Source organism: Methanomethylovorans hollandica DSM 15978, from assembly GCF_000328665.1.
Classification (GTDB): domain Archaea; phylum Halobacteriota; class Methanosarcinia; order Methanosarcinales; family Methanosarcinaceae; genus Methanomethylovorans; species Methanomethylovorans hollandica.
The window spans coordinates 1,681,537-1,695,331 of record NC_019977.1; the positions used below are offsets into that span (position 1 = coordinate 1,681,537).

Here is a 13,795-nt window from a genome sequence, read left to right on the forward strand (position 1 = left end):
TTAACCCTTTGTTTTTTATGTCACCATAAATTTAAAGTGGAATTTATTTTTGGTATTTCTGTTTTTGTTTCATTTCCTCCAGGTTCATGTGCTTTAGCATGTCCCGAATTTGAATGAATGAAAGTAGCACCCAAGCAGAAAAAACAAAACTACTTTTCTGCTGCTTTCTGATATAGGAATTCTCACCGAGTGCAGAGAGAACCATTAGGACCATGGCAGATGAGATAATCCAGTTCAGAACAGAGTATGTAGGCAGCAAGATCAATAGATATGTAGTTATTCCTAAAATGCCGGATAATTCTCCTCTTAACAGAGTGATACCTTTCAATATTACCGCAAGGAGTATCAATATTGATACCAAAGAAAGAGTGGGATTAACTTTTTCTTCCTGCCATAAAGGATGTACAGGAAGTGTATCTTTTCCTTAAAGGACATAGCTGAAAAATACCTCCTCAAAAGAAGTGATGAGATTTTTCCCGGCCAGCGGAAGAGTCTACAGGCCAGTATTTTCCTCATACAGCAACACATTGATACTAACAGAGTAGGGAATGTGGGGAAAAAGGGGATTACAACTATCTTTCCGCAATTCCTGACAATGCTGCTTTGGTTCCTTGTTCTTATCCTTAATCATAGAATTGCGCAATAAAAGAATTCACTTGAAATAGATATATAGAAACATAGAGGATAAGTAGACCTATAGCCTCTATACTGATTAGGTTTATTTGTCGTACTGCATTCAAAATAACATGGTTCACAGCGATAAGAAGATTAAAGTGCTTTTTGTATGCGTGCACAATAGTGCCAGAAGCCAGATGGCAGAAGAATACTTAAGAAGGATCGGCAAAGAACTATTTGAAGTAGAGAGCGCCGGGTTTGAACCCACCAGTGTAAACCCACTAGTCATAGCTGCTATGGAGGAGGATGGTTTCGATCTCAGCACAAAGAAGACCCAGGCTGTCTGGAACCTTTTCAGGGAAGGGAAATTTTACAATTATGTGATCACCGTGTGCGACAGGACCCATGAAAAGGAGTGTCCGATATTCCCAAAACCTTTCGTTCAGTTAAAATGGTCATTCCCTGATCCTGAATCGTTCTCTGGCACTGACAGCGAGAAGATGGAACAAATAAGAGCTCTCAGAGATGCCATCCGGACCAGAATAGAACAATTCGTCGAAGAGATCACCAGATCCTCACAGATAGATGCCTGAAAGAATTCATTTAAACCCCGATATGTATATAAATGGCTGCTGATGGCCGATACGTTCAGCAGCCTGAATAGGATCTTGAGCAGTGACTGTTATCTGGATAGTTTTCCAAAATGCGTTTCAAATCTCTCCTGCATCATTTCCCAGGTAGGCAACTTCACCTGACAGCCGATGACCTCCACTACAAAGGAGGCGACCGTTGCACCGATTCTGCCGCAGGTTTCCATGTCATAGCCCCTTGTAAAGGCTAACAGGAACCCTGCCCTGTATGCATCACCGGCACCGGTAGGGTCAACGGCTTTCACAGGCACCACGGGTATGCAATATTGTGCATCTTGCGTATGTATCCTGCTTCCCCGGGAATCGTAGGTCACCACAATGGTTCCGATCCTTGCTTTAAGTTCCTCTAAGGAACGGCCGGTCATCTCACAGACTCTCTTTATCTCATGACGGTTAGTGAAAAGTATATCCGTGTGCTCCAGAATGGTTTCCAGGTCCTTGCAGTTATAGGTTATGAGATCCTGCCCCGGATCAAAGGACACAAAGTTTGCCTTCTTTGCTATCCTTGCATTAAAGGAGCATTCAGATGTCGCAAGATGTACAAAATCAACCTCCGGAGGTTCCAGCTCTTTCAGAAGAGTAGATGCACCCCAGTGGAAATACGTGCTCTGATTGTGGTCTCTGTCAGTAAAGACAAAAGCCTTTGTAACTTTCTGACCTTTACATCTGTATAATAATGATAGATCAACACCCAAAGAAGTGAGATATTCCTCGTACCCCGAACTTCCAAAATCCTCTCCTGTAGCAGATATCAGCTGACCTTTACCCCCAAGGGTGGCAATACCCACTGCAATGTTGGCAGCCCCTCCTCCAAAATACTCATGGTAATCAGTGATCGGGTAAGATTCATTATGGCAGGAAATGTGCTCCACATCAAAAAGCAGATCTATGGCTGCATGCCCTACGACAGATATTGTCCTGTCCATATTTACTTCTCCCCTTTACTGGAACTCCTCAACATCAACTACCTTCAGAGGAACATCCCTCAATGCCCTTCCAATGACGGATTTAGCTATCCTTGATGCGTGCTCCTCACTTTCCGCATCAAAGACCTTCATCTCAAGGACCAGGCCGACAATTGCAGTGTTCGCTGTAAGGAATACACTACTGAAGGCCTCCTCACATGCAGGACAATATGTGCTGCCAACGTCCACTTCCACAAAATCGAGTTTAGGGTTAAGTCTTTTGCCAGCTTCGGAGATCGCCACTCCTATGGCATCATCCGGACTGTTCACATCTCTGACCAACCAGGCAGCTTCAATTACAACATTATAATTTGACATTTAATCGTCTCCGGGAAATTGGGTTCTGTCACTTATCAGGATCCATAGATTCAAATGGTGAACAATGTATCATCATCCACCCTGAACACTCCAAGACGTGCCCCGGCATCCAGCCAGGCGTGCCCGTAGCTGAAACATATCAGGGCGTTCACAGGGTCTTCATGATGTACAAAGTATATACCATCCTCGTAATATGATCTTGCCATCGTATGAAAGTCGTTTGCGACAGCATACATATGCGAATCCTTAATAGGTGCAAACTCTGCTTTTTCCAGCGCTTGCCTTAGTAGGTTCTCATATCTATTAACCTTTTCATTCAGATCAGCAGGCAACTTAGTCCCCCTTATTTGCTAGCACCAAAGATTTTCTTAAATAGACCGCCTCCTTCTTCTGTTTTTAGTTCTCGTGACGGTTTTCTCTTAGGAGGAGGTGTTGTGCTGGTCTGAACAGGTATGTGCTCTTCTTCAATATGGTGTATTTCAGTATGATCTGGTTTTACCGGCTGCATATGTACAGACTCCACCGGGGATTTCCTGGCCGATATTCCCTGAGAAGAATTAAGGTTAACACTCCTCATAATGTTAACAGACTCACCACCGTGTTTGCTTTTACGCACCCTGATATCCACAAGGATTGGCCGCTCAATGTCAGTGCTCACCAGCATGGCAACTCCGGGTGGCAGGCGCATGAGTTCATCCTCTACATAGGAGTTTACACCTTCCAGACCTTTGCTGATAGCTTTCAGATCATTTGGATTGGTGACCTTCATAATTATCTGTGTGCCGCACTGCGAAAGAATGTTCTTGTCCACGCGTGCAGGCCTTTGGGAAATTACCATCATGCCAAGACCGAACTTACGGCCTTCGGAAGCAATGGTCCGCAACACATCGGAACTTAAGGACTTACTGAAACCTTTTTCAGGTGCATAGTTATGAGCTTCTTCCACCACCAGCATTCCAGGAGGAATGGTGTTCATTTTACGAGCCTCGAACAACGTACTGCACAGACGTGCAACGATCATAGACTGGATATCCGGAGCCACACCTTTGAAGTCTATAATGGAAGCCCTGCCTGGCTGTACGAGATCTTCTATTGATGTGGGATTGGTCGAAAGTATGCCAGTTTCCCTGATCTCTTCAAGCAGGCTGATGACATTCCACTTTGCCTTGCTGTCATTGTTCTTGACCTCGAAGATTATCTCGTCCAGAGTATATGTTTCCATCTCGGATTTGATCTTATCAATGGTCTCGTACAATATGCCGATATGTGTGCTGGTGAAATTGTTGGGAAATGCTTCACTCAATTCCTTTGCTGTAAGATTCATGCCGTTAAGCCGAAACACTTCATCAGCTTTGGGATTCAGGCTTTTGTTGGCAGGAGTGTATACTGTAACATACTGTGCGTATGATCTTGGAGACACCTTGAATCTGTTAGCAACTTCTGGCTTGATGATACCCTCTTCTTTCAGTGATGCATATTCACTATGCGGATCGATTATCAGCAGGGGTACTTTGCGGTCCAGCATCTCTTCGAGGAGCACTCCTGCAGTATAGGACTTACCACTTCCTGTCTTTGCAAGGATGCTGCAATGTTTCTGTACAAGACTGTTAACATTAAGATGTACAGGTATATCCGTGCCTTCCAGCATGCCTATGAACATTTCTTTCCCTGACAGACCCAGGGAACTGCATATGAGCTCATTATTAGCCTTGTAAATAGGATCCCCTGGGCTAAAGGGAGTGTTGGGTGATCTGAGCAGACCAGAATCATCCCGTTTTCCAATAACTGTTACATCAGCGATTATCCGGTTCCCGCTTTTATCTTTGCGGCTTCCGTTCTTTGCTTCCTCGATAGAATAACTATCTCCAAAACGGGTAATAGATAGCACCTGTGCAAGTACCCAGCCATCGATCTCATGCCAGGCTTTTATATATCCTCCCTGATGCACAGTGGTACTGTCCGATAACAATATTCTGAAGCTGGATGTACCAGCTTCTCCGAATATCACGCCAACTGCATCTCGAACCATTTTTCCCTCTTATAGTGATTTGATCATATTACTTTAAGTAAAAATATTTGTTTATGTAATTATTAGCATTATTATTATTATTATTACTATTATTATTATTATTATCTATGTTTTTTAATATATAGCTTGTACCCTATAATAGCATACGCCATTATTGGTTATGAACTTCCAGTATTGACTTAGGGGCATGAGCCAGCTTTACTAAAGACTCAGCTTCCACAAAATGTGTATCTGCCGGAATAATCATTATATGAAGTGGTGCACCGAAATCGAAGTTTTTCAGCCTTTGAATGTGGTCTGCTGCAACCGCCGGGAAGTCTGATCCGGCTCTTGCGATGCCTACAGCTATTCTGTCCTGCAGTATGTTTGTACTTCTCTTTGCTTCCACCTGCAACAGAAGGTCCAGTGCCTGGTTCACTGTCATATAACCTTTTTCTTTATCGATATCAAGGAAAACAAGGGTATGCAGGCCATGCTCAAGATTCTGGAGAACAGTATCATAAGGGGTTTCCGAAATTACTGTTTTTCCCCGGCTGCTGGTATATGGATGGGGAACAGTAACAGCTTTTCCAAATCTGTAGTTTTGCAAGCCCGTAAGCCCACATACAGCGGATGAGATAGAAGAACCGTGCACAAGCTTTGTAGTGATACCCATTTCCATAGCGCGCAGGCGCAGGTCAACGTGGGTAGTCGAGACCATTGTATCCCCCCCTGTAAGGAATACCACATCTTCATTTATGGCATGTTCAAGCCAGTTGGGATACTGTTCCACTTCCTCCCGTGTGAGAACTGTTATTTTCTTATTGTATAGTCCTTCCATCTTTTCCAGGGTAGTACCCATAAGCCTGGATGTGTAAAACTCTGCATAGACTCTGTTTGCGCGGGCAATAGCTTCGAGGCCTTTCAAAGATATGTCTTTCTCGTCAAAAAGCCCCAATCCAATGAAGGTCAACATAACCGAGAAATGGAATTAATGATTTAAATGTTTTGACCATGCAAAAACGCACATACACTTATCGAAATGCTTTTATAGAACCATATACAGTTAATTCAATTCATACGTAAAAAAGATACATTCAAATAAGTTCATCATCTGGATTCAGGAGGTTCGAAATTATGGCACAACAAGGCATGTCAATACAAATGGCAGGACAATATGGAGGCCAGCCGGTATATATCATTAATCCAACAACTGAACATACACAGGGTAAAGATGCCCTTTCCATGAACATTAACGCCGCCAAAGCGGTTGCAAAACTGGTGCGTTCCACCTTAGGACCAAAAGGCATGGATAAAATGCTGGTCAACATCCTTGGTGATATTGTTCTGACCAATGATGGTGCCACCATACTCAAGGAAATGGAGATCGAGCATCCCACAGCAAAAATGATCGTCGAGGTTGCCAAGACACAGGAGGACATTGCAGGGGACGGTACCACCAGTGCTGTTGTATTAGCAGGCAGTCTGATGGATAAAGCAGGAGATCTTTTAGAAAAAGGAATTCATCCGATCGTTATCTTCAAAGGATACAACCTTGCTACCGAGAAAGCCATCGAGATCCTGGAGAACTTTGCCATAAAAGTAGACAAGGACGACAGAAAGACACTTGAAAAGATAGCAGAAACCTCTATTACAGGAAAAGCTCCAGAAGCGTCTTCAGACCATCTGGCAAAGGTATGTGTCGATGCAGTACTGGCAATAGAGGAAAATGGCAAGTATAACATAGATGAGAAGATAGTGATCAGGAAAGAGGCTGGCGGCAAGATCACCGATACAGAGGTAATACAGGGCATTTACATCAACAAATATCGTCTTCACCCTGACACCCCTGCCAAAGTTGAAGGTGCAAAGATAGCACTTCTGGATATGCCAATAGAGTTCGCCAAGACAAATACAAAGTCAAAGATCCAGCTTGGCAGTGTGGAGGAAATGTTTGCATTCAGAGATCAGGAAATGATCAATTTCCATAAAATGCTGGACACGGTCATAGCAACAGGTGCCAACGTAGTCTTTTCTTCCAAGAACATCGATGACAATGCAGTTCATTACCTCATGAGGCACAACATCTTCACCTGCAGAAGGCTGAAAGATGAAGATATGGCAGTGCTTTCCCTTGCCACGGGCGCCAAGCTCGTAAGGAACATGAAAGAAATAACTGCTGATGACCTAGGATCTGCCGAGGTAGTGGAACAGGAGTCAGAATACGAAGAGAAGACACTTATCACTGGATTCAAAAAGTCCAATTCTGTTACCATTCTGATTAAGGCAGGCAGTGAGCATCTCACTGACAACATTGAACGTGCATTCGATGATGCTCTTAACGTGGTGAAATCAGTACTTGAAGATAAAGCAATAGTGCCGGGAGGAGGAGCCTCTGAGATGCAGGTGGCACAGGGATTGCGCTCTTATGCTTCTACTATAGAGGGACGCGAACAGCTTGCCATCCATGCCTTTGCCGATGCCATGGAAGAGATACCAAAAGCAATAGCAGAGAATGCAGGTTTGGATAAGATCAACATGCTGTTGCAGTTGCGTGCCGAATCAGGAAAGAATAAGAACAGTGGGATCAACGTGTATTCCGGCAAGGTAGAGGATATGATAAAAAACAATGTAATTGATCCGCTTCGTGTAAAGACACAGGCCATCAAGTCTGCATCAGAAGTATCTGCCATGATATTACGCGTTGACGATATGCTCAGGGCCCAGGAAAGGGATATGCAGGACGTAAACCCTGCACACAATGTCCATAATTACAACATGGGATGAACTTATAAACGAGAGCCATATCAAAACGGCAGCTTTATCGTAACGAAATGGTTTGTAAGGTTTACTTACAAACCATAGAAATTTCTGTAATCTTCCATTACCTTTTTTGTCTGCTCAGGATACCTTTTTGTGAGCTGCTCAATAAAATGCTCTTTGGATAAGCATTCTTTCATTTTTTCAGCGATTTTTGATCCATAATCCTTAGAGATGCGGTTTTCTTTCTGGATCTCAAAAGAAAGACATAGTGATTCTGCAGGGAAGTAGTCCTTTCTGATGACGGGTGATACAGAACCAAGAAGCACATCATTATCAAGCTGACTATATGCAGGAACTCCGGTCTTGTGTATCCGGTCTGCACCTGTCAGCAGCTTTTGGTTCTGCTTTGAATATGAGTGGAACTCAATGTATATACTGGGTCTGAGTGCTTCCACAGCTTGTATTATTGGCCTGCCAAGTGTCCTGTAGTAACTTTCTTCCAGGGTAGATACATATTTTTCTTTGCATATGATGGGTATTATCGCCAGAGAACCCACAGCAGGAGGTGTAAGTCCTTCCAATATGTCGGAAGTGTCCATCCATTCATTACCATGCAGACCCCCAACGAAAAGTCTTATGGGATCACCATCACCCAGCATCTTATATTTCATCGGACACCACCTCATTGTGTTTTCCGTTCTTGCAGGCGATCACATATATCTCCTGTTTTTGTGGCTCTATGACCTGAAGAACTGTAACCCCGAGAGCCGCTATTGTGGATATAATGGGTTCCCGGGACTCACTTTTTTTTATCTTTATGACCTGCAGCAGTTTCCCACCCTCCCTGAGTAAGGGAAGCACTCTTTTAAGTGCCAAAAGAGAATCCCCGGGCTCCAGGGTCATGTCGCTTAATATGACATCCACTTTCTCAGATGACATTGCCTTAAGAGGAAGAGTAAAAACATCTCCGAACAATACACTCACATTTTCATGTTCATGCGTTATCCTTTCAAGCTCTGCATGAAAGTCTGTGCTGAACTCAATGCCGCGTACTTTTCCTGCTATCTGTGAAGCATAGAGCAAAAATCCTCCTGCGCTTGAACCCAGATCAAGGACATTGTCTCCTTCACAGATAATGCCGGAAGCTTCCTGAATGAGCTTTAGCTTGAAATAGCCCTTGGGCATATCAAGTCCTTCAGCGACTTCGATAGAGTGATCGGTGCTGACATCCTTGGAAGGTTTAGTTACTATGTTTCCTCCCACTCGTACATTACCACGGATAATAGCATCCTTTGCACGTACTCTTGAGCTAAAATAACCCATGTCCACAAGATAGGTGTCAAGCCTCATGGAACACATATTTACGGATCAAGGAATATAAAATCATGCAACGGTAACAAACAGAGATATGTTATTAACGATTTAGTACATAAATCAAGCTGGATACATTAGTATATTCAAAGCTTAATGGAAGCATATTATGCTGCAAAAGTTCACTTCCCTATTTCCGATCTGGGCTATCATTCTATCAGCAGTCGCACTTTTACATCCCGGGACCTTTCTGCCATACAATAAAGCCATACCTTTTCTGCTGGGGCTTGTGATGTTTGGGATGGGCATGACACTGACTCTTCGAGATTTTCTGCTGGTCTTCAAAAGACCTAAAGTGGTGATCATCGGAACGGTACTCCAGTATACTCTGATGCCCCTGGCAGGTTTTTCCATTGCCAGGACCTTGGACCTTTCCCCTGAGCTTACAGCAGGCGTGGTGCTTCTGGGATGTTGTCCGGGAGGTACGGCTTCAAATGTGATATGCTATCTTGCAAAAGGAGATGTTGCACTGTCTATTGTGCTGACATCTGTTTCTACATTGATCTCCTTTATTATGACCCCTCTGCTCACGTGGATCTATATGGGCCAGACCATCGAAGTGGATACATACGGCATGCTTATCAGCATCCTGCAGATCGTTATAGTGCCTGTTGTTCTGGGGATCGCCATTAATTCACTTCTCGGTGTCCGCATAAGGAATATACGGCATTTCTTCCCTGCACTTTCAATAGCAACCATCGTATTCATAATATCTATCATCATGGCCACGAACAGAGAAACTGTAATCTCGGCAGGCATCCTGGTCACGACTGCTGTCATTGTGCACAATCTGCTTGGACTTGCAAGCGGGTATGGCCTTTCCAGACTGATGGGTCTCAGTGAGATAGAGGCAAGGACCATTGGTATAGAAGTGGGGATGCAGAACTCTGGCTTAAGCGTTGCCCTTGCAATAAAGCATTTCACAGCTGCAGCTGCACTTCCGGGTGCTCTGTTCAGCATCTGGCATAATATCTCAGGGTCTTTTGCAGCTTCTTATTGGGCAGAAAGAAACATATCTGAATGATGTATTCATATATCCGTACTCAGATAAAGGAGAATGACGTTGTTAAAAACATTGATATTCGATATGGATGGAGTGCTTGTGGATTCCATGCCATACCATGTTGAGGCAATGCAGCACATCTTTGACCAGATGGGTGTGTACATGGACCAGCAGGTTATCTATGAAAGAGAAGGCGAAAAGACCATCGACATTATACGTCTGCTACTGGAAAAAGCAGGCATTGATAACGGCAGGTTCGATCTTGAATCAATAGTTGAGAAATATATTGAAGAGTTCAATATTATAGTTGTACTGAATGCCTTTGAAGGCATGCCGGAATGCCTCGAGGTGCTCAAGAACAGATATGCACTTGCAGTGGTTTCCGGTGCTGATAAACCAATTGTGCACAGTGTTCTGAATAGCTTATATCCAGGACTTTTCAGCGTAGTGGTCACAGGAGATGATGTTGCTAACGGCAAGCCAGCTCCTGATCCTTATCTTAAGGCGTTGGAGATGCTGAATATGCAAAAGAATGAGTGCATTGTAATAGAGAACGCTCCTGTAGGCATACAGGCTGCAAAAGCTGCAGGCCTTTGCTGCATAGCGGTTCCTACTTACCTGGATCCCCAGGAGCTCCATCAGGCAGATCTTGTTGCAATGGACCACGATCTTCTCATTGATCTCCTGCTTAATCTGAACTCAGCTACCCCGGAAGCTTGCATAAAAGAGTGTGCTCACTCTGTGAAATTGTAATTGCATTTTATCCCGGTTTCATCAGAACACAGGTTACAAGAGACACATTTTGCGATCTCTGTCTCTCCTTTTTTTAGTTTCATCACCAGATCAGGTTCTGCTATCAATGGCCTGCACAGGGAGATCATATCAGCATATCCTTCCTTAAGCAACATTTCCATTACCTGCTTCGATCTGATGCCTCCCACAAGGATCACGGGCACATCGACCTGCTCTTTTATCATTTTAGCATATTCCCGGTAATATGCTTCCTTTTTTGGTGAATTGATCTTGGTCCTGAAAAGCTCACCCCCGGCTTCTGCAATGCCTCCGCTGACCTCTATGGCACATACACCATTGTCTGCAAGGATCTTTGCTATCTCTATACTTTCAGGAGATTCAAGAGAATGTTTATGGGAATCGGGTTTAAAACCATCGGTAAAGTTCAGTTTGACCAGGATCGGATAATCTTCACCTGCCAGTTCCCTGGCACGTGAGATAATGTCAAGGATCACCTGTGTCCTCTTTTCAGTGGAACCGCCCCATCTGTCCTTGCGCCTGTTGGTGTATGAGGATATGAAATTGCTGAGCAGGAAACCGTGTGCACAATGCAGCTGGATACCATCGAATCCTGCTTCCTTTGCACGCCTGGTAGCCTGCGCAAAATCCTCAATGGTTTCCAGCACTTCTTTCCCGGTCATTTCCTCAGGTGTCATGCCCTTTGTAGTTTCGATAACCGCAGAAGGCGCCAGCATATAAGGGTTATCGGCAGTGACCATGGTCTGCCGTCCCCCATGTGCTATTTGCAGGACTATCTTACTACCATGTTCATGCACCCTTGAAACTATCTCCTTATAGGGCCCGATGAACCTGTCATCATAGATACCCTGTTGCAGATCATCGCTTTTACCCTTCGGATTAACATAGGCATATCCGGTTATGATAAGCCCTACTTCATTGAGAGCAAGTTCCTCATACAGGTCGCCAATGCGTGAGGTAGGAGTACCGTCGGGCTCTGCCATCCATTCGTGTGTGGCAGATCGGACAAAACGGTTAGGGATCTTGATACCGGCTATATTTATGGGTTCGAACAACATAGATATAATTGTTTCTTCCAGGAAGTTATAACTTTTTCTTTTTCAGAATCTGCAGAGATCATAGCTACGACCTGAACTGTGTGCAGATGCAACCACAGGGTATACATGATACAAATAGTAAAAAAAGTAAATAGAGTTCGCAAAGATGGATGCTATTCCCGTGCTCTGTAAACTCAGTGACTCAAATATAATGTGCTGTTTTCCATAAAGCCGATTTGAGCTTTATTCTCTTACAAAGGATATGCTGATGTCAGCTTAAGTCCTGCTTCCTTACGGATTTCCCCGGAGTATTCGGGTCCTGTGTGAGCCTATAGAACCTGTTCAGTTTGTCAGTTTTAAACCTGCTGCTTTGGCTCTGGCCATCAGTTCAGCATTACCTTTCACCGAACCGGGTTCGCTGTATCCTGCAGCTATGATAGTATCAATAGTTTCTATGCCCATGAAATTCTGAATGCTCTGTGCAAACTCATTGAACACGGCTGCATATAGACCAGAATCAGGTGCTCCATGGGAACCAACGAGCACAGCTTTTATCCCGGGTTTTACACGGGGAGAGAAATCGGAATTTACAAGAGAATAGCATCTGTCCAGGAACAAACGCATCTGTCCGGTGAACTGGCTGAAATATATGGGCGAACCAAATACAATGGCATCTGCTTTTGCCACAGAGTCCAGGACACGGGTCAGATCATCCTGTAGCTTGCACTTATCATGTATCTTGCAATGGCCACATCCCTGGCAGCCTTTGAATTCCAGTTCATTGAGATAGATTATCTCTGTTTCAGCACCTGCCTCTGCAGCTGACTCAATGGTTTGCCTGACAAGTGTAGCTGTATTTCCGTTAATGCGTGGACTTCCGATAATACCTATAGTCTTCATGTAATCTCCTCCGAAACATATTGAAATGAATTACCGGTTAAGGGCATTCTTCCATTATATTCTATTAGTCTTCTATTCTATGGAGATTAACTATATTTATATATCATACAATCATTTAGTATAGTAACTTACTGATTTGATATTATGCAAAATATAGAACTTGTGCATGGCATGCAAAACCACTGTAATTGTCCTATCGAGTCAACCTTGAATGTGATAGGTGGTAAATGGAAACCCATGATACTCTGTCTTCTGGCCAATGATACTTTACGTTATAATAAGATCCAGCAGCTCATACCTGAAGTGTCTCCAAAGATGCTGACAAAACAGCTGAGAGAACTTGAATATGATGGATTGATATTGAGAAAAATGTATCCTGAGATCCCCCCAAAGGTCGAATATTCCATAACAGATTTTGGAAGGACCGTGCTTCCGGTATTAAAAACACTGCTGGAATGGGGAGCAGAATATATGGGTAAGAAGTGCATTGCAACTACGCATGTTAATACAGATTATTAACCTAGATTATTGAATAAACTTCAAAATATCATAATCGCTCTTTTTATTAACATTTTCATACAAATAACACATACTTTACGAAACTTATATATATGTTCAGCAATTAATAAATAAATATCAAATAAGGGGAGATGCAATATGAAAACACTCGTTACATACATGAGTCAGACAGGAAATACAAAGAAGATAGCTGAAGCCATCTATGGTGAACTTGAAGGGGAAAAGGACATAAAGCCAATCACTGAGGTAAAGGACCTGCAGGGATATGACCTTGCATTCATAGGTTTTCCTATAATGCAGTTCGATATTCCGCCAGTGGTAAAGGACTTTGTATCAGCTAACACTAGCGGGAAAAAAATTGCAATATTCATGACACACGCTGTTCCTGAAGGGTTCGAAGCCATCCATTCGTGGACCGGTTCCTATGAACAGGCTGCAGCTGGTGCAGACATCCTTGGAAAATTTGATTGCCAGGGAGAGCTTGCACAGCCAATAATCGATATGCTGTTAAAGGCCGATGACCCCCAGATGAAAGCCTTTGGAGAGATGGGCCCTTCCACAAAAGGACAACCGGATGAATCCCGGGTCCAGAAAGCAAAGGCATTTGCAAAGGAAGTACAGGCAAAGGTCTGATATTGCGAAGATGGAACGGAGTTTTCAAAACTCCGGACGTTCCATTTTCAATTGAACATAATTTAATTTACATAGGTATATAATGGATTTTGTGATTCTTTTAATTTGTAAAGATATCCAGTAGATTTATGCCGGATGTGTCGGTGCAGGGTCAGATAGTGAGGATCATGCAGCATATCCAGAAGGTTATAACATGCTTACTTTTTTCCCACATCCTTAAAGAAGATATAATTAAAGGTCCC

General features: G+C 43.5%; 16 protein-coding genes. 7 read left to right on the forward strand and 9 right to left on the reverse strand.

Annotated features, from left to right (window positions below; all coding sequences use genetic code 11):
* Window positions 1–212 precede the first annotated feature (212 nt).
* Together METHO_RS08085 and METHO_RS08095 are read left to right on the forward strand one after the other, a co-directional pair.
* Window positions 213–428, forward strand: a complete 216-nt coding sequence (locus METHO_RS08085) for a hypothetical protein (protein ID WP_048831114.1) — start codon at window positions 213–215, stop codon at window positions 426–428.
* A 318-nt stretch (window positions 429–746) separates the two neighbouring features.
* A complete protein-coding gene (locus METHO_RS08095) occupies window positions 747–1,208 on the forward strand; it encodes an arsenate reductase ArsC (protein ID WP_015325047.1) in 462 nt (153 codons plus the stop codon).
* An 89-nt stretch (window positions 1,209–1,297) separates the two neighbouring features.
* Here the strand turns inward: METHO_RS08095 and METHO_RS08100 are convergent, their stop codons facing one another.
* The 5 genes from METHO_RS08100 to dph5 form a co-directional block, all read right to left on the reverse strand.
* Window positions 1,298–2,191, reverse strand: coding sequence for a carbohydrate kinase family protein (locus METHO_RS08100; RefSeq protein ID WP_015325048.1), 894 nt, complete (start codon window positions 2,189–2,191; stop codon window positions 1,298–1,300).
* A 15-nt stretch (window positions 2,192–2,206) separates the two neighbouring features.
* Window positions 2,207–2,548, reverse strand: a complete 342-nt coding sequence (locus METHO_RS08105) for a DUF555 domain-containing protein (RefSeq protein WP_015325049.1) — start codon at window positions 2,546–2,548, stop codon at window positions 2,207–2,209.
* Window positions 2,549–2,598: 50 nt separating this feature from the next.
* Window positions 2,599–2,880 carry a DUF357 domain-containing protein gene (locus METHO_RS08110; RefSeq protein ID WP_015325050.1) on the reverse strand — a complete coding sequence of 94 codons (282 nt, stop codon included), beginning with the start codon at window positions 2,878–2,880 and terminating at the stop codon, window positions 2,599–2,601.
* Between the two features lie 11 nt (window positions 2,881–2,891).
* Window positions 2,892–4,577 carry an ATP-binding protein gene (locus METHO_RS08115; protein WP_015325051.1) on the reverse strand — a complete coding sequence of 562 codons (1,686 nt, stop codon included), beginning with the start codon at window positions 4,575–4,577 and terminating at the stop codon, window positions 2,892–2,894.
* Between the two features lie 151 nt (window positions 4,578–4,728).
* On the reverse strand, window positions 4,729–5,532 hold the full coding sequence (gene dph5, locus METHO_RS08120) for a diphthine synthase (RefSeq protein WP_015325052.1): 804 nt from the start codon (window positions 5,530–5,532) through the stop codon (window positions 4,729–4,731).
* 161 nt (window positions 5,533–5,693) lie between these two features.
* Between dph5 and thsA the strand changes: the two genes are divergently transcribed.
* Complete coding sequence (thsA, locus tag METHO_RS08125; RefSeq protein ID WP_015325053.1) at window positions 5,694–7,343, forward strand: thermosome subunit alpha; 1,650 nt, start codon at window positions 5,694–5,696, stop codon at window positions 7,341–7,343.
* Between the two features lie 65 nt (window positions 7,344–7,408).
* Here the strand turns inward: thsA and METHO_RS08130 are convergent, their stop codons facing one another.
* Both METHO_RS08130 and METHO_RS08135 read right to left on the reverse strand, forming a co-directional pair.
* On the reverse strand, window positions 7,409–7,990 hold the full coding sequence (locus METHO_RS08130; protein ID WP_015325054.1) for a DUF2119 domain-containing protein: 582 nt from the start codon (window positions 7,988–7,990) through the stop codon (window positions 7,409–7,411).
* Window positions 7,980–8,669 carry an SAM-dependent methyltransferase gene (locus METHO_RS08135; RefSeq protein ID WP_048831116.1) on the reverse strand — a complete coding sequence of 230 codons (690 nt, stop codon included), beginning with the start codon at window positions 8,667–8,669 and terminating at the stop codon, window positions 7,980–7,982. The genes METHO_RS08130 and METHO_RS08135 overlap by 11 nt, the downstream gene beginning before the upstream one ends.
* A 130-nt stretch (window positions 8,670–8,799) precedes the next feature.
* Here METHO_RS08135 and METHO_RS08140 point away from each other — a divergent pair, with 130 nt between their 5' ends.
* Window positions 8,800–9,714 (forward strand): bile acid:sodium symporter family protein, encoded by a 915-nt coding sequence (locus tag METHO_RS08140; RefSeq protein WP_015325056.1) that lies wholly within the window; start codon window positions 8,800–8,802, stop codon window positions 9,712–9,714.
* A 33-nt stretch (window positions 9,715–9,747) separates the two neighbouring features.
* Complete coding sequence (locus METHO_RS08145) at window positions 9,748–10,446, forward strand: HAD family hydrolase (RefSeq protein ID WP_342664101.1); 699 nt, start codon at window positions 9,748–9,750, stop codon at window positions 10,444–10,446.
* Here METHO_RS08145 and METHO_RS08150 read toward each other — a convergent pair.
* On the reverse strand, window positions 10,428–11,522 hold the full coding sequence (locus METHO_RS08150) for an NADH:flavin oxidoreductase (RefSeq protein WP_015325058.1): 1,095 nt from the start codon (window positions 11,520–11,522) through the stop codon (window positions 10,428–10,430). The genes METHO_RS08145 and METHO_RS08150 overlap by 19 nt on opposite strands.
* 321 nt (window positions 11,523–11,843) lie before the next feature.
* A complete protein-coding gene (locus METHO_RS08155; protein ID WP_015325059.1) occupies window positions 11,844–12,401 on the reverse strand; it encodes a flavodoxin family protein in 558 nt (185 codons plus the stop codon).
* Window positions 12,402–12,545: 144 nt separating this feature from the next.
* On the opposite strand from METHO_RS08155, the gene METHO_RS08160 reads away from it, so the two are divergent.
* Entirely contained in the window at window positions 12,546–12,920 is a 375-nt protein-coding gene (locus METHO_RS08160) for a winged helix-turn-helix transcriptional regulator (protein ID WP_015325060.1), read from the forward strand.
* A gap of 138 nt (window positions 12,921–13,058) precedes the next feature.
* Window positions 13,059–13,553: a flavodoxin family protein gene (locus METHO_RS08165; RefSeq protein ID WP_015325061.1), complete on the forward strand. Its 495-nt coding sequence runs from the start codon at window positions 13,059–13,061 to the stop codon at window positions 13,551–13,553.
* Window positions 13,554–13,795: the final 242 nt, after the last annotated feature.

What these genes read in the sequence shown, in the direction of transcription:
- METHO_RS08115 (WP_015325051.1), bottom strand. Translation starts at nt 4,577, where the DNA reads ATGGTTCGAGATGCAGTTGGCGTGATATTCGGAGAAGCTGGTACATCC.
- METHO_RS08105 (WP_015325049.1), bottom strand. Translation starts at nt 2,548, where the DNA reads ATGTCAAATTATAATGTTGTAATTGAAGCTGCCTGGTTGGTCAGAGAT.
- METHO_RS08140 (WP_015325056.1), top strand. Translation starts at nt 8,800, where the DNA reads ATGCTGCAAAAGTTCACTTCCCTATTTCCGATCTGGGCTATCATTCTA.
- METHO_RS08155 (WP_015325059.1), bottom strand. Translation starts at nt 12,401, where the DNA reads ATGAAGACTATAGGTATTATCGGAAGTCCACGCATTAACGGAAATACA.
- METHO_RS08135 (WP_048831116.1), bottom strand. Translation starts at nt 8,669, where the DNA reads ATGAGGCTTGACACCTATCTTGTGGACATGGGTTATTTTAGCTCAAGA.
- METHO_RS08100 (WP_015325048.1), bottom strand. Translation starts at nt 2,191, where the DNA reads ATGGACAGGACAATATCTGTCGTAGGGCATGCAGCCATAGATCTGCTT.
- thsA (WP_015325053.1), top strand. Translation starts at nt 5,694, where the DNA reads ATGGCACAACAAGGCATGTCAATACAAATGGCAGGACAATATGGAGGC.
- METHO_RS08130 (WP_015325054.1), bottom strand. Translation starts at nt 7,990, where the DNA reads ATGAAATATAAGATGCTGGGTGATGGTGATCCCATAAGACTTTTCGTT.
- METHO_RS08150 (WP_015325058.1), bottom strand. Translation starts at nt 11,522, where the DNA reads ATGTTGTTCGAACCCATAAATATAGCCGGTATCAAGATCCCTAACCGT.
- METHO_RS08085 (WP_048831114.1), top strand. Translation starts at nt 213, where the DNA reads ATGGCAGATGAGATAATCCAGTTCAGAACAGAGTATGTAGGCAGCAAG.
- METHO_RS08095 (WP_015325047.1), top strand. Translation starts at nt 747, where the DNA reads ATGGTTCACAGCGATAAGAAGATTAAAGTGCTTTTTGTATGCGTGCAC.
- METHO_RS08145 (WP_342664101.1), top strand. Translation starts at nt 9,748, where the DNA reads ATGACGTTGTTAAAAACATTGATATTCGATATGGATGGAGTGCTTGTG.
- METHO_RS08160 (WP_015325060.1), top strand. Translation starts at nt 12,546, where the DNA reads ATGCAAAATATAGAACTTGTGCATGGCATGCAAAACCACTGTAATTGT.
- dph5 (WP_015325052.1), bottom strand. Translation starts at nt 5,532, where the DNA reads ATGTTGACCTTCATTGGATTGGGGCTTTTTGACGAGAAAGACATATCT.
- METHO_RS08165 (WP_015325061.1), top strand. Translation starts at nt 13,059, where the DNA reads ATGAAAACACTCGTTACATACATGAGTCAGACAGGAAATACAAAGAAG.